This is a genomic window from Parviterribacter multiflagellatus (assembly GCF_056863265.1).
In genome coordinates this window covers 569,667-593,620 of the sequence record NZ_JBXPIZ010000002.1, presented here as the reverse complement: position 1 = coordinate 593,620, position 23,954 = coordinate 569,667, and the positions used below count along the sequence as shown (strand labels likewise).

Annotated in this window: 27 protein-coding genes; 20 read left to right on the top strand and 7 right to left on the bottom strand. The window is 72.8% G+C overall.

The annotated features are described in order from the left end of the window. Positions 1 to 64 precede the first annotated feature (64 nt). On the bottom strand, positions 65 to 406 hold the full coding sequence (locus AC1UE5_RS06490; RefSeq protein WP_482921325.1) for a DUF5763 domain-containing protein: 342 nt from the start codon (positions 404 to 406) through the stop codon (positions 65 to 67). Positions 407 to 632: 226 nt separating this feature from the next. Further along, positions 633 to 2,087 (bottom strand): L-aspartate oxidase, encoded by a 1,455-nt coding sequence (locus AC1UE5_RS06485; protein WP_482921323.1) that lies wholly within the window; start codon positions 2,085 to 2,087, stop codon positions 633 to 635. Between the two features lie 20 nt (positions 2,088 to 2,107). Between AC1UE5_RS06485 and AC1UE5_RS06480 the strand changes: the two genes are divergently transcribed. Next, the gene (locus AC1UE5_RS06480; protein ID WP_482921321.1) at positions 2,108 to 3,184 is read left to right on the top strand and encodes a histone deacetylase family protein; all 1,077 of its coding nucleotides are present in this window, start codon (positions 2,108 to 2,110) and stop codon (positions 3,182 to 3,184) included. Between the two features lie 4 nt (positions 3,185 to 3,188). Here the strand turns inward: AC1UE5_RS06480 and AC1UE5_RS06475 are convergent, their stop codons facing one another. Both AC1UE5_RS06475 and AC1UE5_RS06470 read right to left on the bottom strand, forming a co-directional pair. Beyond that, the gene (locus AC1UE5_RS06475; RefSeq protein ID WP_482921319.1) at positions 3,189 to 3,758 is read right to left on the bottom strand and encodes a hypothetical protein; all 570 of its coding nucleotides are present in this window, start codon (positions 3,756 to 3,758) and stop codon (positions 3,189 to 3,191) included. Then, positions 3,755 to 4,819: a zinc ribbon domain-containing protein gene (locus AC1UE5_RS06470; RefSeq protein ID WP_482921317.1), complete on the bottom strand. Its 1,065-nt coding sequence runs from the start codon at positions 4,817 to 4,819 to the stop codon at positions 3,755 to 3,757. The genes AC1UE5_RS06475 and AC1UE5_RS06470 overlap by 4 nt, the downstream gene beginning before the upstream one ends. 160 nt (positions 4,820 to 4,979) lie before the next feature. Here AC1UE5_RS06470 and AC1UE5_RS06465 point away from each other — a divergent pair, with 160 nt between their 5' ends. After that, a complete protein-coding gene (locus tag AC1UE5_RS06465; RefSeq protein WP_482921315.1) occupies positions 4,980 to 5,198 on the top strand; it encodes a hypothetical protein in 219 nt (72 codons plus the stop codon). A gap of 80 nt (positions 5,199 to 5,278) precedes the next feature. On the opposite strand, the gene AC1UE5_RS06460 is transcribed toward AC1UE5_RS06465, so the two are convergent. Further along, the gene (locus AC1UE5_RS06460; RefSeq protein ID WP_482921313.1) at positions 5,279 to 6,271 is read right to left on the bottom strand and encodes a hypothetical protein; all 993 of its coding nucleotides are present in this window, start codon (positions 6,269 to 6,271) and stop codon (positions 5,279 to 5,281) included. Positions 6,272 to 6,406: 135 nt separating this feature from the next. Between AC1UE5_RS06460 and rph the strand changes: the two genes are divergently transcribed. Genes rph through AC1UE5_RS06445 form a run of 3 tightly spaced genes read left to right on the top strand, consistent with a single transcriptional unit; the run spans position 6,407 to position 9,110 of the window. Beyond that, positions 6,407 to 7,123: a ribonuclease PH gene (gene rph, locus AC1UE5_RS06455; RefSeq protein WP_482921311.1), complete on the top strand. Its 717-nt coding sequence runs from the start codon at positions 6,407 to 6,409 to the stop codon at positions 7,121 to 7,123. Continuing rightward, positions 7,120 to 7,683, top strand: coding sequence for an RdgB/HAM1 family non-canonical purine NTP pyrophosphatase (rdgB, locus tag AC1UE5_RS06450; RefSeq protein ID WP_482921309.1), 564 nt, complete (start codon positions 7,120 to 7,122; stop codon positions 7,681 to 7,683). The genes rph and rdgB overlap by 4 nt, the downstream gene beginning before the upstream one ends. Further along, positions 7,680 to 9,110: a cation diffusion facilitator family transporter gene (locus AC1UE5_RS06445; protein WP_482921307.1), complete on the top strand. Its 1,431-nt coding sequence runs from the start codon at positions 7,680 to 7,682 to the stop codon at positions 9,108 to 9,110. The genes rdgB and AC1UE5_RS06445 overlap by 4 nt, the downstream gene beginning before the upstream one ends. Here the strand turns inward: AC1UE5_RS06445 and AC1UE5_RS06440 are convergent. Further along, positions 9,097 to 9,237: a hypothetical protein gene (locus AC1UE5_RS06440; RefSeq protein WP_482921305.1), complete on the bottom strand. Its 141-nt coding sequence runs from the start codon at positions 9,235 to 9,237 to the stop codon at positions 9,097 to 9,099. The two genes, AC1UE5_RS06445 and AC1UE5_RS06440, sit on opposite strands and share 14 nt — an antisense overlap. An 86-nt stretch (positions 9,238 to 9,323) precedes the next feature. Between AC1UE5_RS06440 and AC1UE5_RS06435 the strand changes: the two genes are divergently transcribed. The 11 genes from AC1UE5_RS06435 (at position 9,324) to AC1UE5_RS06385 (ending at position 18,498) form a co-directional block, all read left to right on the top strand. Further along, positions 9,324 to 9,599: an HU family DNA-binding protein gene (locus AC1UE5_RS06435; protein ID WP_482921303.1), complete on the top strand. Its 276-nt coding sequence runs from the start codon at positions 9,324 to 9,326 to the stop codon at positions 9,597 to 9,599. A gap of 99 nt (positions 9,600 to 9,698) precedes the next feature. Beyond that, the gene (locus tag AC1UE5_RS06430; protein WP_482921301.1) at positions 9,699 to 9,974 is read left to right on the top strand and encodes an HU family DNA-binding protein; all 276 of its coding nucleotides are present in this window, start codon (positions 9,699 to 9,701) and stop codon (positions 9,972 to 9,974) included. Between the two features lie 7 nt (positions 9,975 to 9,981). Further along, positions 9,982 to 10,887 carry an orotidine-5'-phosphate decarboxylase gene (pyrF, locus tag AC1UE5_RS06425; RefSeq protein ID WP_482921299.1) on the top strand — a complete coding sequence of 302 codons (906 nt, stop codon included), beginning with the start codon at positions 9,982 to 9,984 and terminating at the stop codon, positions 10,885 to 10,887. A 33-nt stretch (positions 10,888 to 10,920) separates the two neighbouring features. Next, positions 10,921 to 11,289 (top strand): LysM peptidoglycan-binding domain-containing protein, encoded by a 369-nt coding sequence (locus AC1UE5_RS06420; protein WP_482921297.1) that lies wholly within the window; start codon positions 10,921 to 10,923, stop codon positions 11,287 to 11,289. After that, positions 11,286 to 12,497, top strand: coding sequence for a D-alanyl-D-alanine carboxypeptidase family protein (locus tag AC1UE5_RS06415; RefSeq protein ID WP_482921295.1), 1,212 nt, complete (start codon positions 11,286 to 11,288; stop codon positions 12,495 to 12,497). Before AC1UE5_RS06420 ends, AC1UE5_RS06415 begins: the two co-directional genes overlap by 4 nt. Then, complete coding sequence (locus tag AC1UE5_RS06410) at positions 12,494 to 13,450, top strand: 1-phosphofructokinase family hexose kinase (RefSeq protein ID WP_482921293.1); 957 nt, start codon at positions 12,494 to 12,496, stop codon at positions 13,448 to 13,450. Before AC1UE5_RS06415 ends, AC1UE5_RS06410 begins: the two co-directional genes overlap by 4 nt. An 80-nt stretch (positions 13,451 to 13,530) precedes the next feature. Then, complete coding sequence (locus tag AC1UE5_RS06405) at positions 13,531 to 14,772, top strand: GuaB3 family IMP dehydrogenase-related protein (RefSeq protein ID WP_482921291.1); 1,242 nt, start codon at positions 13,531 to 13,533, stop codon at positions 14,770 to 14,772. Positions 14,773 to 14,779: 7 nt separating this feature from the next. Next, positions 14,780 to 16,393, top strand: a complete 1,614-nt coding sequence (gene guaA, locus AC1UE5_RS06400; protein ID WP_482921289.1) for a glutamine-hydrolyzing GMP synthase — start codon at positions 14,780 to 14,782, stop codon at positions 16,391 to 16,393. A 145-nt stretch (positions 16,394 to 16,538) separates the two neighbouring features. Next, a complete protein-coding gene (locus tag AC1UE5_RS06395) occupies positions 16,539 to 17,165 on the top strand; it encodes a DUF47 domain-containing protein (protein ID WP_482921287.1) in 627 nt (208 codons plus the stop codon). Positions 17,166 to 17,170: 5 nt separating this feature from the next. After that, positions 17,171 to 18,292: an inorganic phosphate transporter gene (locus AC1UE5_RS06390; protein ID WP_482921285.1), complete on the top strand. Its 1,122-nt coding sequence runs from the start codon at positions 17,171 to 17,173 to the stop codon at positions 18,290 to 18,292. Beyond that, positions 18,289 to 18,498: a hypothetical protein gene (locus AC1UE5_RS06385; protein WP_482921283.1), complete on the top strand. Its 210-nt coding sequence runs from the start codon at positions 18,289 to 18,291 to the stop codon at positions 18,496 to 18,498. The genes AC1UE5_RS06390 and AC1UE5_RS06385 overlap by 4 nt, the downstream gene beginning before the upstream one ends. Here the strand turns inward: AC1UE5_RS06385 and AC1UE5_RS06380 are convergent. Then, the gene (locus AC1UE5_RS06380) at positions 18,485 to 19,300 is read right to left on the bottom strand and encodes a M23 family metallopeptidase (RefSeq protein WP_482921281.1); all 816 of its coding nucleotides are present in this window, start codon (positions 19,298 to 19,300) and stop codon (positions 18,485 to 18,487) included. The genes AC1UE5_RS06385 and AC1UE5_RS06380 overlap by 14 nt on opposite strands. Positions 19,301 to 19,431: 131 nt before the next feature. On the opposite strand from AC1UE5_RS06380, the gene rplM reads away from it, so the two are divergent. From rplM to glmS, 4 genes are all read left to right on the top strand, one after another. After that, the gene (gene rplM, locus AC1UE5_RS06375; RefSeq protein WP_482921279.1) at positions 19,432 to 19,866 is read left to right on the top strand and encodes a 50S ribosomal protein L13; all 435 of its coding nucleotides are present in this window, start codon (positions 19,432 to 19,434) and stop codon (positions 19,864 to 19,866) included. Positions 19,867 to 20,141: 275 nt separating this feature from the next. Beyond that, positions 20,142 to 20,681, top strand: coding sequence for a 30S ribosomal protein S9 (rpsI, locus tag AC1UE5_RS06370; protein ID WP_482921506.1), 540 nt, complete (start codon positions 20,142 to 20,144; stop codon positions 20,679 to 20,681). 3 nt (positions 20,682 to 20,684) lie between these two features. Beyond that, positions 20,685 to 22,004: a phosphoglucosamine mutase gene (glmM, locus tag AC1UE5_RS06365; protein ID WP_482921277.1), complete on the top strand. Its 1,320-nt coding sequence runs from the start codon at positions 20,685 to 20,687 to the stop codon at positions 22,002 to 22,004. A gap of 76 nt (positions 22,005 to 22,080) precedes the next feature. Next, positions 22,081 to 23,946 carry a glutamine--fructose-6-phosphate transaminase (isomerizing) gene (gene glmS / locus AC1UE5_RS06360; protein WP_482921275.1) on the top strand — a complete coding sequence of 622 codons (1,866 nt, stop codon included), beginning with the start codon at positions 22,081 to 22,083 and terminating at the stop codon, positions 23,944 to 23,946. The last annotated feature ends 8 nt before the right edge of the window (positions 23,947 to 23,954 follow it).

Below are 23,954 nucleotides of genomic sequence, written 5' to 3'. Positions count from 1 at the left end.
CAGGTTGTAGCGAAGCGGCGCGTCAGGCTCCCGGCGCGCCGCTTCGAACGACCCTGGGGTGTGGCTAGGCGGCGACCAGCTCAGCGACCTCGGCGACCGGGCCGATCTCGGCGTCCTCGGTCTCGGCGAGGTGCTGGTGCGACGGGCAGTACCCGTTGTGGGGGAGCGGGTCGCGCTGGCACGGCGTGCCCTTGCGCGTGGTCGCGCGGCACTGCAGCGGGTTCCCGTTCGCGTCGCAGCCGGCCTTCGGCAGGCTGTCGAGGTGCGCCTCTGCTGCGGCGACGTAGCGGCTGACGGTCTGCCAGACCTTCAGCTGCGCCGACATCGGGAAGCAGAAGCGGATGTCGTTGAAGAGCGTGCGCGCAGGGCGCGCGAAGTAGTGGCGGTCCGTGGCGAGACGCTCCATCGTCTGCTCACAGGCGCTCAGGACGTGCTCATGAGAACTGCGACCCGGCAGGCATGCCTCAGGCAAGATGTCGGTTGAGAGCTCTCGGTAGATCGCCCGGCTGAACTGGAACATGTGACCCTAGGTCCCTCCTGTAGGTCGTCAGGCGACAGTCCCCTTTCCCGCTGTCGCTTGACTTTGGAACGCCGGGTTTGTTGAGTTCGCGTTAAGACACGAACGGCGGCGTTCAGTCCCAGTTCTCCAGCACCACGGTTCCGTCCGGCCGGATGACGGAGTGATGCCCGTCCAGCGATGCACTCATTCCTGGAAAATCGCTGCGGCGATGGGCTCCACGCGACTCCTCGCGGGTGAGCGCCGCCGTCGCGATCAGCCGCGCGAGCGGGTGCGGATCGGCGGCCAGCGCCTCCAGACCGGCGCGTGTCCGCTCGAGGCCCGCGTGCCGCCAGAGCGCTTCGCGGGTGGATTCGGCGGGCGCGGGCGCGGGGTTCGCGGCGGGCGGAACGGTCGCGCCCACCGCCGGCTCGTCGAGGCCGGCGCGGGCGGCGCGGGCGCCGAACACGAAGCACTCGCTCAGCGAGTTCGAGGCCAGCCGGTTCGCCCCGTGCAGGCCCGTGCATGCCGACTCGCCGACGGCGTAGAGGCCCGGCAGCGTCGACCGCCCGTGCAGGTCGGTGACGATGCCGCCCATCATGTAGTGGGCGGCGGGGGACACCGGGATGAGCTCCGTCGCCGGGTCGAGGCCCGACTTGCGCAGCGTCTCGACGACGTTGGGGAACAGGTCGGGGTCGACGTGGCGCATGTCGAGCCCGACGCTCTTCGCGCCGGTCTCCTGGAGCTTGCGGAAGATCGCCAGCGCCACCTCGTCGCGCGGCGCCAGCTCCTCCACGAACCGCTCGCCGTCGGGCCCGTGCAGCGTCGCGCCCTCGCCGCGGATCGCCTCGGTGACCAGGAAGCCCTCGCGGCGGTGGACGCCGGTGACGGCGGTCGGGTGGAACTGGAGGAACTCGAGGTCCGCCAGCTGCGCGCCCGCGCGGTGCGCGAGGAGCATCCCGGCGCCGATCGATCCCGGCGGGTTGGTCGTGCGCGACCACAGGGCCGCGGCGCCGCCGGCGGTGATGATCGTCGCCTTGGCCCGGATCGCCCGCCCGTCCTCGAGCAGGACGCCGACGCACCGCTGCTCGTCGCGGTCGATCCACAGGTCCGCGGCGCGGGCGCCCTCCAGCACGGTGATGTTCGCGTGCTCGACGACCAGGGCGGACAGGTCGCGCACGACGCGGCGGCCGGTCGCGCTCCCACCCGCGTGGACGACGCGGCGCTTGGTGTGCCCGCCTTCGAGGCCGAGCGCGAGGTTGCCGCGGCGGTCCGCGTCGAAGCGGACGCCGAGCTCGACGAGGCGGCGCACGGCCTGCGGCGCCTCGTCGACCAGCACCTGCGCGGCGCTGCGGCGCGTCAGGCCGCGGCCGGCGTTCTCGGTGTCGGTCAGGTGCTCGGCGGGGGTGTCGTCGGCGGCGAGCGCGGCGGCGATGCCGCCCTGCGCCCAGTAGCTCGCGGTCTGCGCGAGGGGCGTCGCGGAGACCAGCGCGACCCGGCCGCCGAGCTCGGCGGCGGTCAGCGCGGTGAGGAGGCCGGCGCCGCCGGCGCCGACCACGGTGACGTCGGCGTCGACGTCGAAGTGGGTCATGGCGGGGTACCGTAGCCCTCGTGCCACCGGGCGTCCTGCTGTCCCACCCCTCATCGCTGGAGCACGACACGGGCGTGCACCCCGAGCGCGCCATGCGCCTGGTCGCCATCGAACGGGCGCTGGAGGAGCGCGGATGGCTCGGGTGGGAGCGCGAGTCGTCGCCCGCGGCCGACCGCTCGCTGCTCGAGTCCGTGCATCCCGCCGCCCACGTCACGGAGCTCGAGCGGTTCATGTGGGCTGGCGGCGGCGCGCTCGATCCCGACACGATCGCGTCGGAGGGCACCTGGCGCGCGGCCTGCCACGCGGCGGGCGGCGCGGCGCGGATGGTCGACCGGCTGTTCGGGGCCGCGGGTCTCTCCGATGGCACGTGGCCCGGCGGCGTCGTCACGCCGGCGCCGCGCGTGGCCGCCTCGCTCCACCGGCCACCGGGCCACCACGCCGAGGCGGGGCGGGCGATGGGCTTCTGCTTCTTCAACAACGTCGCGATCGCCGCGCAGCGGGCGCTGCGGGAGCACGGGTTGTCGCGGGTCCTGATCCTGGACTGGGACGTCCACCACGGCAACGGGACGAACGACATCTTCCACGCGCGCGACGACGTCCTGTTCGTCTCGATCCATGAGTCACCGCTGTACCCGGGGACCGGGCCGGCGTCGGACGTCGGGATCGGGCCGGGGACGGGCTACACGGTCAACGTCCCGGTGCCCGGGCGGTCGGGCGACGAGACGTGGTGCTCGCTGGTGGAGCACGTGGTCGTCTCGCTCGCGCGCGCGTACGCGCCGCAGCTCGTGCTGGTGAGCGCCGGCTTCGACGGGCATCTCGACGACCCGCTCGCGACCTGCCGCGTAACCGACGACGGCTTCGCGGCGATGGCGGGGTCGATGCGGCGGTTGGCGGAGTCGCTCGACGTGCCGTTGGGGCTGGTGCTGGAGGGCGGCTACGACGTGGACGCGCTGGCGCGGTCGGTCGTGCGGGTGCTGGAGGTGCTCGGCGCGGACGAGGCGCCGGAGGCGGATCCCCGGCTGGAGGTCCACCCGCTGGCGGTGCAGGCGGCGCAGCGGCTCGCGGACCGCTGGCCGACCGTCGCGTCGCTCTCCTAGCGCCCTACGGCGTCGTGGTGCCCGCGCCAGGCGTCGTGGCGCCGGCGCCCGGCGTGCTGCCCGGCGTCGTCGTGCCGCCCGCGCCCGGAGTCGTCGCCGCGCCCGGCGTCGTCGCTGCGCCATCCGCGGGAGCCTCCGCGCCGCCCGGCGTGGTCGCCGCGCCCGCGCCCGGAGTTGCCGCGCCCCCAGGCGTGGTCGCTGCGCCATCCGCGGGAGCCTCCGCGCCGGCCGGCGGCGTGGTCGTCTGCGGCGTCGGGCCGGACAGGCCGGGCGCGGCGTTCGACGGGTTCGGGGGAACGGTCGGCGTGGTCTGCGTGGGCGGCGGCTTCGGGTCGTCCTTCGTCAGGTCGACGAACGCGACCGCGAGCGCCGCGAGGGCCAGCACGGCGACGATCGCGGCCCCGTAGAGCGGGACCTTCCACCGCGGCGTGGGGGCGACCCGCGTGCGCGCCGCGAGGCCGCACTCCAGGCACCAGTCGCGGTCGGGCGGCACGTCCGCGCCGCAGCGGGCGCAGCGGATCGTGCCCTCCGGCGGGGCCGGCGGCGGCTGCTCGGGCGGGGCGGTCCCGCTCACGTCGTCGGAGGCTCGCTCGTGGTCGTCGTGCTCGTGCCCGGCGTGTCCGGCGTCGCAGCGGTGGGCGTCGCGCCCGGCTTCGCGGCCTCGGCGGGGGTGACGCTCGCCTCGTCGGCGGCGATCACGGTGACCGGGCTCGCATCCCGCACGATCGCGCTGCGCAGGCTCGTGCCGCAGCCGGGGCAGAAGTTCGCGTCCGTGTCGTGGAGCGTTCCGCAGCGCGGGCAGGCGGCGATGCCGGCCTCGCGGACGTCGGTGAAGTCGGTGCGCTCGCGCAGCGCGGTCTCGAGCGTGCGCAGCTCGTGGTCGATCCCGGCCAGCGCCTGGAGCTTGCCGGCCACGAGGTCGGGCCGCTGACGTCCGAACTTGTGGAGGTCGAACACGAGGCCGCCGAGGTCGCGGAACGCGAGCTCGCGCAGGCGCTTGAGGTAGCGCAGGCGGCGCCGCATGCGCGTGCGGTCGCGGAACCCGGGCCGCGCGTCCTCTGGTGCCTGCTCCTGCGCGGCGGCCTCCTGCGCCTCGGCCTCCGCCTCCGGCGTGGGAGCCGAGCCCGCGGCGGGAGGAGCGACCGCCCCGGCCACCGCCGCGCCCGTCGCCCCCTCGACCACCGGCTGCGGCGCCTGACCCTCGGCACCCGGCTGCACGACCGTCGGCGCCTCGCCGCCGACCGCGATCTGCTGCACCGGCCCGGGCGCCTCCTGCGGCACGATCGGCATCGGCGCGGTCGCCTGGTCGCCGCCCGCGCCCGGCGTCGTCGTGTCGCCGCCTGCGCTGGTCGCGCTGGCGTCGCCGGCCGCGCCCGTCGGGTCGCCGCCCACGGTCGGCGCGTCTCCCTCGCGCGCGCGGCTCTCCGCCGCGGCGACGGGGTCGGTCTGCACGGTGTCGTCGCCGGCTGCCGGCGCATCTCCGCCAGGGGCGGCCGCGGCGAGCGGGTCGCCGGTCGAGAGCTGCGTGGTCGTCTGGTCCGCGGAACCGGGCTGCGGCAGGGCAGCCGAGTCGGCCTGCTCCGCAGCCGGCGGCTCCTCCCAGACCTGCTTCCGCCGTCGGGGGATGCGTGGCATCGCGACGAGTCTAGTCGTGCCAGCGGACCACCCTCTCGGTCCCGCCACCGCGCGAATTCCGCCGCAAAGCCGCGCATCTTCCGTCACGTTCGCGTGTCGATCCGGCACACCCTCCCGCGCAGCATCCCTCCCGCAACGTCACCTGCTGGAGGTTCCTCCCATGCCGTACCGCCTCTTCGGTCACATCCACGCGACCACCTACGCCGCCCTCGCGCGCCTCCGCTCGGAGCGCGGGCAGGGGACGGTGGAGTACGTCGCGCTCGTCCTGATGGTCGCCGCGCTGTTCGCGGCCGTGATCAGCGCCGCCGGCGACTTCGACCTCGGCACGACGATCTTCAACAAGATCAAGAACACCATCAACAACGTCAAGGCCAGCTAGCGGCGCGGCGCCCGCCGCCGCCACCGACCACCGCCCGCGCCGCGCACCCGCGCGCCGCGGGCGGTCGTCGTTCCGTGTCGCTAACGCGCGATCTCGTACAGGATCGCGTCAACCAAGAGCTTCCGGCTCGCGTCCCCGTTGATGTCGCGATCGTCGTCCTCACAGGCAGCGAGGATCTCTCGCCTAGCCTTGTCCCGCTCTTCTCGGGAGAGGTGCGGCAGGGTCTCGTGCACCGCAGCCAGGGCTTGGTACTGCTCGAACGCGGACTTTGACCTCGTGATTGCGTCGAGGAGCAGATCGAGCAGACGGCCGTCCGGCCGGTCCTGGATGATCGCGAGCGCGACGACGCGTTCTCCCACGCTTCCGTTGACGAGCATGTTGCGAAGGTCGGCGTTCGAGGGCGGTGTGAGCCGCGCAGCGGCTCGGGCCTCGGCGGTGAGCGTCGTCATCATCCGGGTTCGGCGGTCGCCCGGCGGCTCAGTCGCGCGCATCTGCTCGTAACGGCGAGCATGTTCAGCGAGGGTCTCGCGAATGCCGACATGCCGCGGCGTTACTGTGGCGAGACGCAGCTCGAGCTCGCGCTTCCATTGCCGCGACTGCTCGCGGACCTTGCGGTCGACCAGCACCTGCGGTGCCGACAACGCGCTGATGAGGGGCTGGATCGTCTCCCGTTGCTGGTCCGGCGGAAGGGGGTCCAGGAGCGTGCTGAGGCCGGTGATCGTGGCCTCGCCCGCCGGCGTCTTCACGACGCCACCGGCCAGAGCGAGGATGCGGAGCAGGGCGGGCAGCCACACGAGCGCCGCGAACACCGCGCTCAGCGACGAGAGGCCGAAGCTCGCTGACACGTCCCCCTCGGCGCTGAGCTTCACGTTGAAGGCGCTTAGCAGGGTCGCGCCGAGCATCAGCCCCGTCCACGGCCGGGAGATCCGCATCCCGAGACGCGCGAGTTGCTCCAGCCGTGCCAGCTGCATCTCGTCGAACAGGCCCTCGCGCCACGGAGCGTCCGCGTGTCGGTCTTCCTCCTTTCTGTCCCTCCACCGCATCCGCACGCTGGGACCCTCTTCGATACGCATGCGCGTTTGCAAGTTCGACCGACCGTCGCCGGGCCCGCGTCGCGCGGTGCGATCCGCACTACGGAGACTGAGCAAGCGCCCTGCTGGTGGCGGTCAGCCGGGCGCTCTGGCGCGCGGGTGCGAACATGGCTCGCCATGGCCCGCTCCTACGACCGGTCCCCCGCGGACCTGCGCCCGACGACCATCCAGACCGGCTTCGTTCCCACCGCCACGGGGAGCGCGCTCATCAGCCAGGGGGAGACGCGCGTGATCTGCACCGCGACGATCGAGGACAGCGTCCCGCGGTGGATGGAGGGGCGCGGCACGGGGTGGGTGACCGCCGAGTACGGGATGCTCCCCGCGTCCACCAACACGCGCAAGCAGCGCGACGCGACGCGCGGCAAGCAGGACGGCCGGACGGTCGAGATCCAGCGGCTGATCGGGCGCTCGCTCAGGCAGGCCGTCGACTTCAAGGCGCTCGGGGAGCGGACGGTGTGGATCGACTGCGACGTCCTCACCGCCGACGGCGGCACGCGGTGCGCGTCCATCACCGGTGGGTACGTCGCGCTCGCGACGGCGCTGCACGCGAAAGGCCTGCAAACGGCGCTCACCGGGCAGATCGCGGCGGTCTCGACCGGGATGGTCGACGGCACCGCGCTGCTCGACCTCGACTACCGCGAGGACTCGAGCGCCGAGGTCGACGCGAACGTCGTCATGACCGGCGACGGCGGCCTCGTCGAGGTGCAGGCGACGGGGGAGCGCACGCCGCTCCAGCGCGCGTCCCTCGACGACCTCCTCGAGCTCGCGGCCCACGGCATCGACGAGCTGCGCGCGCTGCAGGACGCGGCGGTGGCGGAGAGCAAGGCGCGATGAGCCTCGTCCTCGCCACCCGCAACGCCCACAAGGCGCGCGAGTTCGACCAGCTCCTCGCGCCGCACACCGTCATCGCGCTCCCGGACGACGTCACGCTCCCGCCCGAGACCGGCACGACGTTCGCCGAGAACGCCCTGGGCAAGGCGCGCGCCGCCGCGCAGCAGACCGGCACCCCCGCGATCGGCGACGACAGCGGCATCGCCGCCGAGGCGCTGAACGGCGCGCCGGGCGTCAGGAGCGCCCGCTTCGCAGGGGAGGACGCGACGGACGAGGAGAACCTCCAGAAGCTCCTCCGCGAGGCGCCGGAGGGCTCTCGCGTCGCGTACGTCTGCGCCATCGCGTACGCGACGCCGGAGGGCGAGAGCTGGGTCGTGGAGGGCCGCTGCGAGGGCACGCTCACGCACTCCCCCCGCGGCACGAACGGCTTCGGCTACGACCCCGCGTTCGTCCCCGACGAGTTCCCCACGCGGACCATGGCGGAGATCGAGCCGCGCCAGAAGGACGCGATCAGCCACCGCGGCAAGGCCGCCCGAGCCCTCCTGGAGCGCCTCGGGGGATGAGCGCCGGCGCGCACGAGAAGCCCGGCGCGGCCCAGCGCCGCATCGCGCTGATCAGCGTCGGCGCGGCGATCTTCCTCGTCGCGCTGAAGCTCGGCGCCGGCCTCGCCAGCGGCTCCCTCGCGCTCGTCGCCGAGGCCGCGCACAGCGGCACCGACCTCGTCGCCGCGCTCCTCACGCTGTTCGCCGTCCGCATCGCCGCGCGCCCCGCGGACGACACCCACAACTACGGCCACGGCAAGGCCGAGCACCTCGCCGCGCTGGGCGAGTCGACGTTCCTGATGCTCGTCTCGGGCTTCCTCGGCTACCAGGCCATCGACCGCCTCGCAACGGACGCCCATCACGAGGTCAGCGCCGAATGGTGGACGTTCGCCATCCTGGGGCTCGTGATCGTGGTCGACGCCGCCCGCACGATCGCCAGCTACCGCGGCGCCAAGCGCCACAACAGCCCTGCGCTCACCTCGAACGCCCTGCATTTCGGGTCAGATCTGCTCGGCAGCAGCGCCGTCGTCATCGGCCTGGTCTTCGTCGCGCTGGGGGAGCCGAAGGCCGACGCGATCGCCGCCATCGTCGTCGCGCTCGTCGTCCTCGTCGCGGCCACGCGGCTCGCCAGCCAGTCGGTCGACGTCCTCATGGACCGCAGCTCCGGCGAGGCCACCGAGGCGATCACGAAGGCGCTCGCCCACCAGCCCGTCGACGTCCGCCGCATCCGGCTCAGACACGCCGCTGGCCGCGACTTCGTCGACCTCGTCGTGCAGGTCGAGGCGGACGCCCAGCTCGCCCAGGCCCACACGACCGCCGACAACATCGAGGAGGCCGTCCGCCAGGAGCTGCCGAACGCCGACGTGCTCGTCCACGTCGAGCCGCGCCCGGCCCACGAGGCCGGCGACCTGCGCGAGCGCGCGACCATCGCCGCGCTGAGCGTCCCCGACGTCCGCGAGGTCCACAACGTCCGCGTCATGCAGGTCGAGGGCGAGCCCGAGCTCTCGCTCCACGTCAAGCTGCCCCGCGACCGCAGCCTCGGCGACGCCCACGCGGTGGTCGAGCAGCTGGAGGAGACGATCCGCCGCGACGTGCCGGAGCTGCGCACGATCCACACCCACATCGAGCCGCTGTCGCGCACGGACTGGGCGTCGAGCCCGTCCCACGACGACACCCGCGTCGAGGCGCAGGCGATCGAGGAGGTCGTCCGCCGCTACACCGGCCGCGACGCCCTGCAGGTGAGCTTCCGCGACGCCGAACGGGGCCGCGTGGCCCTCATCACGGTGCTCCTGCCGGCCGAGCAGCCGCTCCCAAGCGCCCACCGGAGGGCAGGGGAGATCGAGCACGCGGTGCGCGAGCGCTGCCCGGATCTGAGCGACGTGATCGTCCACACGGAGCCGGAATCCGCCGGTGGACGCGCCGAATCCGGCGGCCTCAACGGAGGTTGATCGCGGCCGAGCAGCCGATCGCCGCGGCGAGCGCGGCGTAGCCGTGGTAGTCCGACAGGAGCAGGAGGATCGCGGTCAGGACGCACACGGCGACGGTGACCGACCAGGCGATGCGAGAGAGCGGCACGGCCAGTATTCAAGCGGGCTTCGCGGCGTTCCGCCGCCTGAACGGGCTAAGGTGCCCTCCGTTTCCAAGAAGGGGAGGACCTCGTTATGAACAAGACCGAACTCGCCCAGCAGGTCGCCTCTCGTGCAGGGGTCGACAACTCGGCGGCCAAGAACGCCGTCGAGGCCGTCTTCGAGACGATCGCGGATGAGCTCGCCAACGGTGGCGAGGTGTCCGTCTCGGGCTTCGGCAAGTTCAGCGTCTCCGACCGGGCGGCCCGTCAGGGTGTGAACCCGGCGACCGGCGAGAAGATCCAGATCGCCGCGTCGAAGGCCGCGAAGTTCTCCGCCGCGAGCGCGCTCAAGGGCAAGCTCAACGGCTGAGCCGGCGACCGAGGCTTTGACCGGCGGCGCCGGGTCATCCGGCGCCGCTGGTAGCTTCGCCCGCCGCTTTCACCCGTCCCCTCTAAGGAAGGACCCCCAGTGACCAAGAACGAGTTCATCGACCAGGTGGCCCAGCGCTCCGGCCTCAGCCGCAAGGACGCCGCCGCCGCCGTCGACGCGTCGCTCGAGACCATCACCGACACGCTGTCGCGTGGTTCCGACGTCACCTTCTCCGGCTTCGGCAAGTTCTCGGTGTCCGAGCGCTCCGCCCGCCAGGGCGTCAACCCGGCGACGGGCGAGAAGATCCAGATCGCCGCCTCGAAGGTCCCGAAGTTCTCCGCCGGCGCGCAGCTGAAGTCGGCCGTCAAGGGCTGAGCCGCCCATGACCGAGGCGCGGCCGGCCCGCTTCGCGGATCGCCTGGCCGCGCTGGTCGCCCAGCGCGAGTCGCAGGTCGTCCTCGGGCTCGATCCCGATCCCAATCGGGTCTGGCCCGAGGTGCTCGCCGCGGCGCCGTCCCACGGGACGCCCGCGGAGAAGGCGGCGGCGGTCGTCGCCGCCCAGTGCCTCGCGCTGATCGAAGCCGCCGGTCCGGCGTGCGTCGCGATCAAGCCGCAGGTCGCCTGCTTCGAGCGGCTCGGCCCTCCCGGCTGGGCCGCCCTCGAGCGGGTGGCGCGCGCGGCGCGCCACGCCGGGCTGCTGGTGATCGCCGACGGCAAGCGCGGCGACATCGACGTCACCGCCGCCGCGTACGCCCAGGCGTTCCTGGGCTCAGCGCCGACGCCGTTCGGCGACGTCACCTCGGTGGACGCCGACGCGCTCACCGTCAACCCGTACATGGGCGGCGACGCGCTCGCCCCGTTCGTGGCCACCGGCCGCGGGCTGTTCGTCCTCGTCCGCACGTCGAACCCCGGCGCGGTGGACGTGGAGGACGTGGAGCTGGCGGACGGCGGCGCGCTGTGGGAGCACGTCGCGCGGCTCGTGGACCGCACGGGCGCCGGCGACGGCGACCTGAGCGACGTCGGGGCGGTCGTCGGCGCGACCGAGCCCGCGCATCTCGCGCGCGCACGCGAGCTGATGCCCCGCTCGGTGTTCCTCCTGCCGGGCATCGGCGCGCAGGGCGGCCGGGTCGAGGACCTCGCGCCCGCGTTCGCTCCCGGACGTGCGGCCGGCCTCGTCACCGCTTCCCGGTCCATCGCCCGCGCGCACGAGCAGCACGGCGGCGCGCCGGGCGCCGCGGCACGTGCCGAAGCGGAGCGTCTGCGCGAGCAGACCTGGACGCTCGGGTGAACGCCGCTCCCCAGCCCGTATCCTCTCGCCGCGATGAGACACCGGTCCCCCGGGCGCTTCCTGGCGCCCCTCGCGCTTCTCGCCGCCGTCCTGGCGGTCCTGCTCGTGGTGCAGGGCGCGACGGGCGGGGACGACGAGAGCGGCTCCAAGCAGCCGGCGGGCAGCACCTCGACCGCCGAGCGCAGCGCGTCGTCGAACACGTCCGGCTCGGAGGGCGGGTCGGAGACCGGCGCGACGACGAGCGGCGGCTCCGGACGCAAGACCTACCGCGTCAAGTCGGGCGACACGCTCGGCTCGATCGCGGAGGCGAACGGGCTGTCGATCGAGGAGCTGCAGGAGCTCAACCCGGACGTCGACCCGCAGAGCCTCACCGTCGGACAGCGCCTGCGCCTGCGGCGATGACGCGGCTGCTCGCACCCCTGCTGGCCGTCCTCGCGCTGACGGTCGCGGCCACGCCCGCGTCCGCGCAGACGCAGACGCGCCCGGACATCGCGGCGCCGTCGGCGATCCTGATCGAGGCGAGCACGGGCGACGTCGCGTTCTCCAAGAACCCGTCGGCGCAGCGCTCGGTCGCGTCGACCACGAAGCTGATGACGGCCCTGATCACGCTCGAGTCGGTCGCGCTCGACGACGTGCTCACCGTCGCCGATTACCACCCGGGCCCGGCGGAGTCGCTCGGCGGCCTGCGCGCGGGGGAGCGGATGACCGTCCGCGACCTGCTGCGCGCGCTGCTGCTCGCCTCGGCCAACGACGCCGCCTTCACGCTCGCGCAGCGCATCAGCGGCTCGGTCCCCGCGTTCGTGCGCGAGATGAACGCGCGAGCGGAGGAGCTGGGGCTCGAGGACACGCGCTACACGAACCCGATCGGGCTCGACGTCGGCACGCCGCGCTCGTCCGCGCGCGACCTCGTCACGCTCACCCGGGAGCTGCGCAAGAACGCGTTCTTCCGCAAGACGGTCGACATGCCGCGCGCGACGACGACGTCCGGCTCGCGCAAGCGGACGTACCTCAACCGCAACCTGCTCGTGCGCCGCGTCGACGAGGTCGACGGCGTCAAGACGGGGCGCACGAACCGCGCGGGCTACGTGCTCGTCGGCTCGGCCACGCGCAACGGCGTGACGGTGATCAGCGCGGTGCTCGGGACGCCGAGCGAGGCGGCGCGCGACGAGGAGTCGCTGGAGCTGCTGCGCTACGGCCTGTCGCGGTACCGCAAGACGACGCTGCTGAAGACCGGCCAGACGCTGGCGCGGGCCGACCTGAAGTACCGCGACGAGCAGGTGCGGCTGGTCGCCGGGCGCGGCGTCACCCGCGTGCTCAAGCGCGGCAAGAAGGCGCGGCTGCGGGTGATCGGCGCCCCGACCGAGGTCGACGGCCCGCTCACCGCGGGCACGCGCATGGGCCGCGTGCAGGTTGTCGTGGACGGCAAGGTCGTCGCGACGTCGCCGCTCGTGACCGCCGACGCGGTCGAGGAGGCGGGCCTGGCGACGCGCCTGAAGCACGTCGCTGGCCAGGGCCAGACGGTCCTGCTCGTGGTGGTGCTCGTTGTCTGTACTGTCCTGCTCGTGCTGCTGCGACGGCGGGTCGTGCGGAGAACGGGGTCGCGAGCATGATCATCACGGTCACGCTCAACGCGGCGATCGACAAGACGCTCTCGGTGCCGAACTTCCGGCTCGGGCGGCGCCACCGCACCGTCGAGCAGACGACGATGGCCGGCGGCAAGGGCGTCAACATCGCCCGCACGCTCAAGTCGCTCGACCAGCCCGTGATCGCCACCGGGTTCGCGGGCGGGCCGACGGGCACGCGCATCGTCGAGGCGCTCACCGACGAGTCGATCCTCAACGACTTCGTGCGCATCCGCGAGGAGTCGCGCACGAACACCGCGGTGCTCGACCCGACGTCGGGGGAGCAGACCGAGATCAACGAGCGCGGGCCGGAGGTCGGGCCCCGCGAGCTCGAGCTGTTCATGGACAAGCTCGTCTACCTGGCGCGCGGGGCGGAGATCGTCGTGTTCGCGGGGTCGCTGCCGCGCGGCGTCGAGCCGGACTACTACGCGACGCTCGTGCGCGAGGTCCGCAAGCTCGGCGTGACGACGATCGTGGACACCGACGGCGAGCCGCTGCGCCAGGCCGTGCGCGCGGAGCCGACGATCATCTCGCCGAACGTCAACGAGGCGGAGGAGCTCGTCGGGCACGAGTTCAACGACGAGGAGGACTCGATCTTCGCCATCAAGGAGCTGGGGCGCCTCGGGCCGCGCGAGTCGATCATGACGACGCCGGACGGGTGCTACGCGTGCCTGCAGACCGAGAGCGGGCCCCAGCTGATGCGCGCCAAGATCGAGCCGCGCGAGCCGGTGGCGACCGTCGGCAGCGGCGACGCGTTCCTCGCCGGCTACATCGCGGCGCGGTACGGCGGGCAGGCGCCCGACGAGTGCCTGCGCTTCGGCGTGGCCTGCGGGGCGGAGTCGACGCAGCGCCTCGGCGCGGGCCTGATCGACCCCCGGGAAGTGGAGCGGCTCGTACCGGAAGTGGACGTCGCGCGGCTGGTGGAGACCTCGCCCGCCTGACTGTGCGCAACGCCCGAAACTGCGAGTTTCGCCGTTGCTACGCTCGATCCTCCGTCCGCCCCGAAACTTAGGATCGCGCCATGGAAGTTGAGATCGGTCGCGGGAAGAAGGCCCGCCGCGCTTACGGATTCGACGACATCGCGATCGTGCCCTCACGACGCACGCGCGATCCCGACGACGTCGACATCAGCTGGAAGCTCGGCGATTACCGCTTCGAGCTGCCGCTCATGGCTTCCGCGATGGACGGCGTCGTGTCGCCCGAGACCGCGGGCGTCATCGGCAAGCTGGGCGGCCTCGCCGTCCTGAACCTCGAGGGCATCTGGTCCCGCTACGAGGACGCCGACGAGATGCTGCAGCGGATCGCCAAGCTCCCCAAGGAGCAGGCGACGCGCGAGATGCAGGAGATCTACAAGGCGCCGCTCGTGCCCGAGCTGATGGCGCAGCGCATTCGTGAGATCAAGGAGCACGGCGTCGTCGTCTGCGCCTCGCTCACGCCGCAGCGCGTCTCCGAGCACTACGAGATGGCGCTCGAGGCCGGCCTCGACATCCTCGTCATCCAGGGCACCGTCGTGTCCGCGGAGCACGTCTCCAAGACCACCGAGCCGCTCAACCTCAAGGAGTTCATCCGCGAGGTCGACGTGCCGGTCGTCGTCGGCGGCTGCGCCTCGTACCACACGGGCCTGCACCTGATGCGCACCGGCGCGGCCGGCGTGCTCGTCGGCGTCGGCCCGGGCGCGGCCTGCACGACGCGCGGCGTGCTCGGCATCGGCGTCCCGCAGGCGACGGCGATCGCGGACGTCGCGGCCGCCCGCTCGCAGCACATGCTGGAGACCGGCGAGTACTCGCAGGTCATCGCTGACGGCGGCATGCGCAACGGCGGCGACGTCGCGAAGGCGATCGCCTGCGGCGCGGACGCCGTGATGATCGGCTCCCCGCTCGCGCGGGCGTACGAGGCGCCGGGCCACGGCTTCCACTGGGGCATGGCGACGTTCCACCCGACGCTCCCCCGCGGCGCGCGCGTGGCGACGACGCAGAACGGCTCGCTCGAGGAGATCCTCGTCGGCCCCGCCCGCGAGAACGACGGCACGTTCAACCTGTTCGGCGGCCTGCGGACCTCGATGGCGACCTGCGGCTACGCCGACATCGCCGAGTTCAACCGGGCCGAGCTGATGGTCGCCCCGGCGCTCCAGACCGAGGGCAAGCAGCTCCAGTCGGCGCAGGGCGTCGGCATGGGTGCGCGCGGCTCGTCCGCCCCGGCCCCGGCCCCGAACGGCAACGCCATCGATCCGGCCCAGCCGGCGATGGTGAGCTCGAACAACTGATCGCTGGATGACCGACATCGTCACCGCCGCGACGGCGGCCACCGAGGTCGTCGACGAGAGCGTCCTCGAGGTCGAGCCGCCGCGCGCGGTCGACGAGGTCGTCGTCCTGGACTACGGCGGGCAGTACTCGCAGCTCATCGCGCGCCGCGTACGCGAGTGCGGGGTGTTCAGCGAGCTGCTCCCGTACCACGTGGGGGCCGAGGAGGTCCGCAAGCGCAACCCGAAGGGGCTCATCCTGTCGGGCGGGCCCGCGTCCGTGTACGCCGACGGCGCCCCGAAGCTCGATCCCGAGCTGCTCGAGCTCGGCATCCCCGTGCTCGGCATCTGCTACGGCATGCAGCTCCTGGCCCTGTCGCTCGGCGGCAAGGTCCAGGGCGCCGAGGTGGGGGAGTTCGGGCGCTCGGAGCTGACCGTGCGCGAGGAGGGCGTCCTCTTCAAGGGGCTCCCGCACGAGCAGTCGTGCTGGATGTCGCACCGCGACACCGTGTTCGCGCCGCCGCCAGGGTTCACCGCGCTGGCGTCGTCGACGCAGTCGCCGGTCGCGGCGTTCGAGTCGACCGAGAAGCAGATGTACGGCATCCAGTTCCACCCCGAGGTGGTCCACACGCCGTACGGGCAGGACGTGCTCAAGCACTTCCTGCGCGACGTCTGCCACGCCGACCTGGAGTGGTCGGCCGCGTCGATCGTCGAGGAGCAGATCCAGCGCATCCGCGACCAGGTCGGCGACGGGCACGTGATCTGCGGCCTGTCGGGCGGCGTCGACTCGTCGGTGGCGGCGGTGCTCGTGCACCGCGCGGTCGGCGACCAGCTGACGTGCGTCTTCGTCGACCACGGCCTCATGCGCAAGAACGAGGGCGAGCAGGTCGTCAAGACGTTCCGCGACCAGTTCCACATCCCGCTCGTGCACGTGGACGCCGAGGAGCGGTTCCTCGCCAAGCTGAAGGGCGTCACCGACCCCGAGACCAAGCGCAAGCTGATCGGGGCCGAGTTCATCCGCGTCTTCGAGGAGGAGGCGGCCAAGCTCTCGGACGCCAAGTACCTCGTCCAGGGCACGCTCTACTCGGACGTCATCGAATCGGGCGGCGGCACCGGCGCGGCGACGATCAAGTCGCACCACAACGTCGGCGGCCTGCCCGAGGACCTGCAGTTCGAGCTGGTCGAGCCGCTGCGGACCCTCTTCAAGGACGAGGTGCGCGCGGTCGGCGCGGAGCTGGACATGCCCGAGCGGCTCGTCTGGCGCCAGCCGTTCCCCGGCCCGGGCCTGGCGATCCGCATCGTCGGCGGGGAGGCCACGAAGGAGCGCCTGGACCTCCTGCGCGACGCGGACTACGTCCTCCAGGACGAGATCCGCAAGGCCGGCCTGTACCGCGAGCTGTGGCAGTCGTTCTGCGTGCTGCCCGACATCCGCACGGTGGGCGTCCAGGGCGACGAGCGCACCTACGGCTCCGTCGTCGTCATCCGCGCCGTCACCTCCGACGACGCCATGACGGCCGACTGGGCCCGCCTGCCGTACGACCTCCTCGAGCAGATCGCCTCGCGGATGATCAACGAGCTGCGCGACGTCAACCGCGTCGTCCTCGACATCACGAGCAAGCCCCCAGGCACGATCGAATGGGAGTAGGGCCCCAGGCCCGCTGACCGAGCCTCACCGCGACCGCCCTCCGGGGCGGTCGCGTCGTTTCGGCGGGTGTGCGTGGGCGGCATGCGAGGTGGGCAGGACCGCGTTGACATGGTCTTGACACGGCCTTCACCTACACTCGCACGCCGTGGTTCGCCTTTCCCAGGTCTTCGCCCCGAAGGACCGTGAGTTCTTCGACCTCTTCGAGGAAGCCGCCGCCAACCTCGTGAGAGGCGCGGAGCTCCTCCACGAGATGTTCCGCGGGTTTCCGGACACCGCTGCCCTCGGCCGGGAGATCCTCCTGGCCGAGCAGGAAGGTGACCGGATCACCCACGACATCCTCCACCGGCTCAACCAGACGTTCGTCACGCCCATCGACCGCGAGGACATCATCGCCCTCGCGTCCGCGATGGACGACGTGGTCGATCTCGCCGAGGAGGTCGCCGACTTCCTCGTGCTCTACAAGGTCGAGGCGCCCATGGACCCCGCCGAGCGGCTCACGCAGATCCTGCGTGACGCGTGCGTGCAGGTCGCCAAGGCGATGCCGCGGATGCGGGCCTTCGAGGACATCTCGCACTACGTGGTCGAGATCCACCGCCTCGAGAACGACGGGGACCGCCTGATGCGCGAGGGCATGGCCTCGCTCTTCGACAAGGGCGTCGACCCGATGGTCGTGATCCGCTGGAAGGACATCTTCGAGCGGCTCGAGGAGGCGATCGACGCGACCGAGCACGTCGCCGACGTCCTCGAATCGATCGTCATCAAGAACTCGTAGGTCCGGTGGACGCCGACATCATCCTGGTCATCGTCGTCGCGACGGCGCTGGCCTTCGACTTCACGAACGGGTTCCACGACACCGCCAACGCGGTGGCGACGTCGATCTCCACCCGCGCGATGTCGCCCAAGTCGGCGGTCGCCATGGCGGCGATCCTCAACTTCGCCGGGGCGTTCATCTCGCTGGAGGTCGCCGCGACGGTCGCGAAGGGCATCGTCGAGGCCGACGTGGTGACGACGACGATCGTGTTCGCCGGGCTGATCGGCGCGATCGCCTGGAACCTCGCCACCTGGTACTTCGGACTGCCGTCGTCCTCGTCGCACGCGCTCATCGGCGGCGTCGCGGGCGCGGCGTTCGTCGCGGCGGGCCCCGACGCCGTCCTGGGCGACGGCCTGCTCCACAAGGTGGTGATCCCGGCCCTCGTGGCGCCGATCATCGCCTTCATCGCGGCGGGCCTGGCGATCCTCATCGCCTACCGCATCATCGGTCGCCTCCAACCGGGGCCGGTGAACCGCGGCTTCCGCGACGGCCAGATCATCACCGGCGCGATGTTCTCGCTCGCGCACGGGACGAACGACGCGCAGAAGACGATGGGCATCATCACGCTCGCGCTGATCGCCAGCGGCCACCTGGACTCCTCCGGCGGCGACTTCGACGTGCCGCTGTGGGTCGTGGTCTCGTCCGCGGCCGCGATCGCGCTCGGGACGTACTCGGGCGGCTGGCGGATCATCCGCACGATGGGCTCGCGCATCATCAAGATGGACCCGGCCCAGGGCTTCAGCGCCCAGGGCGCCGGCGCGGCGGTCGTCCTCGCGGCGTCGCACCTCGGCTACCCGCTCTCCACGACGCACGTCATCTCCGGCTCCGTGATGGGCGCCGGCGCGGCGCGCAGGCTCTCCGCCGTCCGGTGGGGCGTCGCGGGCAACATGGCGGTCGCCTGGGTCCTCACGCTGCCCGCGGCGGGCGCCATCGGCGCTCTGGCCTACGGCATCAGCGCGATCTTCGGCGACGGCGCCCTCGGCCCGATCGTCGTGTCGCTCGCCGTCCTCGGCCTCATCGCCGCGATGTTCGGCCGGCGCCTCGCGCGCGGGCCCGCCCTGACCGCCCCGGCCCCGCAGTCGTCGTGAACCTCGTCGAGCTGGCGGTGATCGCCCCGGTCGCGGCCGTGCTGGTGACCGCGAGCTTCTCGTTCTGCGTGCTCGGCGCGACCCGCTACGGCGAGGCGCGCCGGGCGGGGGAGGGCGCGCGGGCGCCGTGGCTCGCGCTCGCGCTCCTCGCCGGGGCGATCGTCGCGGTGCTCATCGTGAGCGGCATCGCGATCATCGTCGCGTAGCGCCTTCCCACGCGCGGAGGGTGGGGAGCGGGTCGAACGGCGCCCCACCCTCGTACCAGCCGGGCCCGGACCACAGCTCCAGGTGCAGGTGGCAGCCGCTCGAGCGGCCCGACGTGCCGACCGCGCCGACGGTCTGGCCGACGCCGACGGCGGCGCCCCGCGCGACGGATGCGGGCGCCGTCAGGTGCATGTAGACGTAGTCGATGTCCGTGCCCTCGGCGTCGACCACGAGGTAGTGCCCGGCGTCCTCCTCGAACGCGCTGAACCGCACGACGCCCGCCAACGCAGCGCGCAGGGGCGTCCCGCAGGGCGCCAGCACGTCCTGGCCCTGGTGCGTGTGCCCGGCGCGGCCCGCGCCGAACGCGGCCTCCGCCGCGCCGTACGTGTACGCGCCCGCGACGGGGAACGCGTGGGGGAGGGCGGCGAGGTCGGTCACGGGCTCGGCCGCGCCGGTCGCGGGCGCGGCGATGCGCACCGGTCGGCGTGAGGCGCGGCCGCCGGCCGGGCGGACCGGCCCGGAGACCGCCCGCGGCGGGACCTGGACGACGAGCGACCGCGGCGACGTCTCCAGCGCCCGCGCGACGACGTCGTCGCGACCGCCACGCCCTCCCAGGAACGTGACGGTCGCGACGCCGCGCAGCGCGGCTCCCCGCAGACGCAGGAGGCCGCCGACACGCGCGGCATGAGCGTCGACGCAGACGGTCCGGCAGGCCCAGGAGGTGACCGACGGCGCGGCCACGCCGTACTGCGCCCCGCCGGGGCCCGCGGCGCCGGCCGCGCCCGGGAGGGCGCAAAGCCCCACGAGCACTGCCATTGCCACGAGCCGCCGCATCGACGATGATGGGTTTCAACGGGAGTCGTCCCGGCCCTCTGCGTGCAAGCGGCTATGCTGCCTGGTCGCGTCGCGCTCCACGCGCGGCCCTTTGCACGCCCATGAAGACCTACGTCGCCAAGCCCACCGACCGCGAGCGCAACTGGCTCGTCGTGGACGCGACCGGGCTGACGCTCGGTCGACTCGCCACCCAGATCGCCGATGCCCTGCGCGGTAAGCGCAAGCCGGAGTACACGCCCCACATCGACACCGGGGACTTCGTCGTCGTCGTCAACGCGGAGAAGATCACCGTCACCGGTGACAAGCGTTCCGACAAGAAGTACTACCGCCACTCCGGCTACCCCGGCGGTCTGAAGGTCCGGACCTTCGACGAGATGATGGAGCGCCGGCCCGAGGAGATCATCCGCCTGGCGGTCAAGGGGATGCTCCCCCGCAACCGCCTCGCCCGCAAGCAGCTGACCAAGCTCAAGGTCTACGCGGGCCCGGATCATCCGCATCAGGCGCAGCAGCCGACCCCGATGGAGATCGAGAAGTAGTGAGCGGAGACACGCAGGAGCCCGAGGAGACCACGCCGGAGACTCCGTCGGAGGCCCCCGAGGCCGCTGAGACCTCCGCGGCCGCGCAGGCGTCCGAGGGCGCCGAGGCCGCCGCCAACACCGATGCGCCCGGCGAGGACACCGTCGACGCCGAGACGCCACGCAGCCAGGCCGACGAGGCCGCGAGCGCCGGCGCCGAGGCCGACGAGGCCGACGTCGAGGAGGACGAGGACGACGAGCCCGTCGCGCCGCGCGAGAAGCCGGCCATCCCGGGCATGGACCTCGAGGTCGACATCGTCACCGAGGACTCCGACGCCTCCCGCTACGGCTACAGCGAGGACGACGAGCTCGACGCCGAGGCTTCCGCCGAGGAAGAGGACGAGGCCGACGATCAGCCGATCGCCCAGGTCGAGATCAACCTCACCGCCGGCGCCCGCTACACCGCCACCGGCAAGCGCAAGACCGCGATCGCGCGCGTCATCCTCGTCCCGGGGACCGGCGCCTACACGATCAACGGCAAGACGCTCGACGAGTTCTTCCCGCGCCCGACGCTCCAGCGCAACATCCGCCAGCCCCTCGAGGTCGTCGGGTACGAGGAGCGCATGGACGTCATCGCCCGCATGGAGGGCGGCGGCGTGTCCGCGCAGGCCGACGCGCTGCGTCACGGCATCTCGCGCGCGCTGCTCGAGGCCGATCCGAACCTCCGTGGCGAGCTGAAGCGCCGTGGCTTCCTGACGCGCGACGCGCGCGCCAAGGAGCGCAAGAAGGCCGGCCTCAAGAAGGCCCGTAAGCGCCCGCAGTTCTCCAAGCGCTAGCGGGTGGCGCGCAAGCTCTTCGGCACCGACGGCGTCCGCGGTGTCGCGGGCGAGGTTCTCACCGCAGATCTGGCCCTCGCGCTCGGCCGTGCCGCCACGGCCGAGATCGCGGGGGAGCATCCCCGGCCGCGCGTGCTCGTCATCCGCGACACGCGCGAGTCGGGCGAGATGCTCGAAGCCGCCCTGGCCGCGGGCATCGCGGCCGCGGGCGGTGAGGTGCTGCTGGGCGGGGTCCTGCCCACGCCCGCGGCGCCGCTGCTGATCGACCGGTACGGGTTCGACCTGGCCGCGGTGATCTCCGCGTCCCACAACCCGTACCGCGACAACGGCATCAAGTTCTTCGGCGGGGACGGCTTCAAGCTCTCCGACGCCACCGAGCTGGCGATCGAGCAGCGGCTCGACCCGGCCGCGCCGCCGGCCGGCACTGCGCGCATCGGCCGCATCCGCGCGCTGCACGGCACGCAGGAGGACTACCTGCGCGAGCTGCAGACGCGGTTCGCCGGCCTGGACCTCACGGGCGTGAAGGTCCTGCTCGACTGCGCCAACGGCTCGACGTACAAGGTCGGTCCGGAGATCTTCCGCCGCCTTGGCGCGGACGTCACCGTCGTCGCCGAGCAGCCTGACGGCCGCAACATCAACGACGGCTGCGGCTCGACGCACGTCGAGGCGCTCGCCGCGCGGATGGAGGGCCACGACATCGGCTTCGCCTTCGACGGCGACGGCGACCGCGTGCTCGCCGTCGACCGCAACGGCGTCGTCGTGGACGGCGACGAGCTGCTCGCGCTGGCCGTGCTCCACCGCAAGGCGGCCGGCGTCGTCGTCACCGTGATGACGAACTACGGCTTCCACAACGCGATGCGCGAGGCGGGCGTCGAGACGGCGATCACCAAGGTGGGCGACCGCTACGTGCTCGAGGAGCTGCGCGCGCGCGGCGAGGCGTGGGCGCTGGGCGGCGAGCAGTCGGGCCACATCATCGACATGGGCTTCGTGCCGTCTGGCGACGGCATCGCCGCCGCGCTGCTGACGCTCGAGTCGCTGGAGGGCGGCGACCTGGCCGACCGCACGGCGATGCGCAAGCTCCCGCAGCGGCTGGTGAACGTGAAGGTCGCCGACCGCGATGCGGCCATGGGCTCCGAGGAGCTGGCGAGCGCGATCGAGGCCGCCACGCAGGCCCTCGAGGGCCGCGGGCGCGTGCTCGTCCGCCCGTCGGGCACCGAGCAGCTCGTGCGCGTGATGACCGAGGCGCCGACGGCCGAGGAGGCCGACGAGGTGTGCGCCCGGCTCGTCGCGGTCGTCGAGGCGACCGCGACCGGTGTGACCTGACGCACGCGCGGGTCGCAGGACCCGCGCCGCTACCCTCGAAACCTCCCCGGAAGGCCCCAAGCGAAAGGACAGCGCCATGTGCGGGATCGTCGGCTACGTCGGCAACCGCCCCGTGCAGGATCTGCTCCTGCAGGGGCTCAAGCGCCTCGAGTACCGCGGGTACGACTCGGCAGGCGTCTCCGTCCTCCACGACGGGGACATCGACTCGGTCCGCGCGGTCGGCAACCTCGCCAACCTGGAGACCGCGCTCGCGCAGGTCCCGGCCGGCGACGGCGGCGTCGCGACCGCCCAGGAGGCCGGCACGATCGGCATCGGCCACACCCGCTGGGCCACGCACGGCCGGGTGACGCAGGAGAACGCGCACCCGCACACCGACACGCAGGACGCCGTCCACGTCGTCGTCAACGGCATCGTCGAGAACTACGTCCCGCTGCGCCAGCGCCTGCGCGACATGGGCGCGACGTTCACGAGCGAGACGGACGCCGAGGTCATCGCCCACCTGATCGCCCACCACCTCGCCGCCGGCGACCTCCCCGAGGCCGTCCGCCGGACGTACAACGAGCTGGAGGGCCACTTCTCCTTCGTCGCGATGCACAAGGACGACCCGGAGACGCTCGTCGGCGCGCGCCGCGAGTGCCCGCTGGTCGTCGGCGTCGGCGACGGCGAGCGGTTCCTGGCCTCCGACGTCTCCGCCTTCCTCTCCGACACGCGCCGCGTGCAGTGGATCGAGAACGGCGAGCTGGTGGTCATCCGCCGCGACGAGACGATCGTCATGACGCCCGAGGGCGAGCCGCTGGAGCGCGACGTCGCCGAGCTGGACTGGGACCAGACGACGGCCGAGAAGCAGGGCTACGACACGTTCATGCTCAAGGAGATCCACGAGCAGGCGGAGGCCGTCGCCGAGACGATCGGCGACCGCACCCTGAGCGGCACCGGCGTCGACTTCTCCGCCGAGCTGGACGAGGACCTCCTGCGCGACGCCAAGCGGGTCGTGATCCTCGCCTGCGGCACGAGCTACCACGCGGGCCTCATCGGCAAGTACGCGATGACCGAGTGGGCGCGCATCCCGGTGCAGGTCGAGATCGGCTCCGAGTACCGCTACGCGAACCCGGTCGTCGGCGAGGGGGACCTCGTCATCGGCATCTCCCAGTCGGGCGAGACGGCCGACACGCTGGCGGCGATGCGGCTGGCGCGCGAGCGCGGCGCGAAGGTCCTCACGGTCACGAACGTGATGGGCTCGCAGGCCACGCGCGACGCGGACGCGGTCGCCTACACGCGCGCCGGGCAGGAGATCGGCGTCGCGGCGACCAAGACGTTCGTCTGCCAGGTCGCCGTGATGTACCTGCTGGCCCTGCGCCTGGCCGAGCTGCGCGGGACGCTGCCGCCCGGCCGGATCGCGCAGATCGTCCACGACATCAAGGAGCTGCCGCAGCAGATCGAGGGGCTCGTCGAGCGCCTGGACGGCAGCGGTCAGATCCGCGAGATCGCCGAGCGCCACGGCCACTGCGGCTTCTTCCTGTACCTCGGCCGCCACGCCGGCCTGCCGGTCGCCCTCGAGGGCGCGCTGAAGCTCAAGGAGATCTCGTACATCCCGACCGACGCGTACGCGGCCGGCGAGATGAAGCACGGCCCGATCGCGCTGCTCGACGAGTCGACGCCGGTCGTGGTGAGCGCGACCGACTCGCCGGTGCTCGAGAAGGTCGTGTCGAACATGCAGGAGGTCCGCGCGCGCGGCGCCCACGTGATCGCGGTCGCGACCGAGGGCAACGTCGGGATCGGCGAGCACGCCGAGGAGGTCGTCCGGGTGCCGGACACCGACTGGATGCTCCAGCCGCTGCTCGCGATCATCCCGCTGCAGCTGATCGCCTACGCGATCGCGCGGTCCCGCGGCCTCAACGTGGACCAGCCGCGCAACCTCGCGAAGACGGTCACCGTCGAGTAGCGCGGCGG

Coding starts and splice junctions, on each gene's coding strand:
- AC1UE5_RS06465 (WP_482921315.1), top strand. CDS start 4,980: ATGCCGTACCGCCTCTTCGGTCACATCCACGCGACCACCTACGCCGCC.
- rpsI (WP_482921506.1), top strand. CDS start 20,142: ATGGACCTCGAGGTCGACATCGTCACCGAGGACTCCGACGCCTCCCGC.
- rplM (WP_482921279.1), top strand. CDS start 19,432: ATGAAGACCTACGTCGCCAAGCCCACCGACCGCGAGCGCAACTGGCTC.
- AC1UE5_RS06410 (WP_482921293.1), top strand. CDS start 12,494: ATGATCATCACGGTCACGCTCAACGCGGCGATCGACAAGACGCTCTCG.
- AC1UE5_RS06490 (WP_482921325.1), bottom strand. CDS start 406: ATGGAGCGTCTCGCCACGGACCGCCACTACTTCGCGCGCCCTGCGCGC.
- rph (WP_482921311.1), top strand. CDS start 6,407: ATGGCCCGCTCCTACGACCGGTCCCCCGCGGACCTGCGCCCGACGACC.
- glmS (WP_482921275.1), top strand. CDS start 22,081: ATGTGCGGGATCGTCGGCTACGTCGGCAACCGCCCCGTGCAGGATCTG.
- rdgB (WP_482921309.1), top strand. CDS start 7,120: ATGAGCCTCGTCCTCGCCACCCGCAACGCCCACAAGGCGCGCGAGTTC.
- AC1UE5_RS06420 (WP_482921297.1), top strand. CDS start 10,921: ATGAGACACCGGTCCCCCGGGCGCTTCCTGGCGCCCCTCGCGCTTCTC.
- AC1UE5_RS06460 (WP_482921313.1), bottom strand. CDS start 6,271: ATGCGTATCGAAGAGGGTCCCAGCGTGCGGATGCGGTGGAGGGACAGA.
- AC1UE5_RS06405 (WP_482921291.1), top strand. CDS start 13,531: ATGGAAGTTGAGATCGGTCGCGGGAAGAAGGCCCGCCGCGCTTACGGA.
- guaA (WP_482921289.1), top strand. CDS start 14,780: ATGACCGACATCGTCACCGCCGCGACGGCGGCCACCGAGGTCGTCGAC.
- pyrF (WP_482921299.1), top strand. CDS start 9,982: ATGACCGAGGCGCGGCCGGCCCGCTTCGCGGATCGCCTGGCCGCGCTG.
- AC1UE5_RS06445 (WP_482921307.1), top strand. CDS start 7,680: ATGAGCGCCGGCGCGCACGAGAAGCCCGGCGCGGCCCAGCGCCGCATC.
- AC1UE5_RS06470 (WP_482921317.1), bottom strand. CDS start 4,819: ATGCCACGCATCCCCCGACGGCGGAAGCAGGTCTGGGAGGAGCCGCCG.
- AC1UE5_RS06415 (WP_482921295.1), top strand. CDS start 11,286: ATGACGCGGCTGCTCGCACCCCTGCTGGCCGTCCTCGCGCTGACGGTC.
- AC1UE5_RS06485 (WP_482921323.1), bottom strand. CDS start 2,087: ATGACCCACTTCGACGTCGACGCCGACGTCACCGTGGTCGGCGCCGGC.
- AC1UE5_RS06435 (WP_482921303.1), top strand. CDS start 9,324: ATGAACAAGACCGAACTCGCCCAGCAGGTCGCCTCTCGTGCAGGGGTC.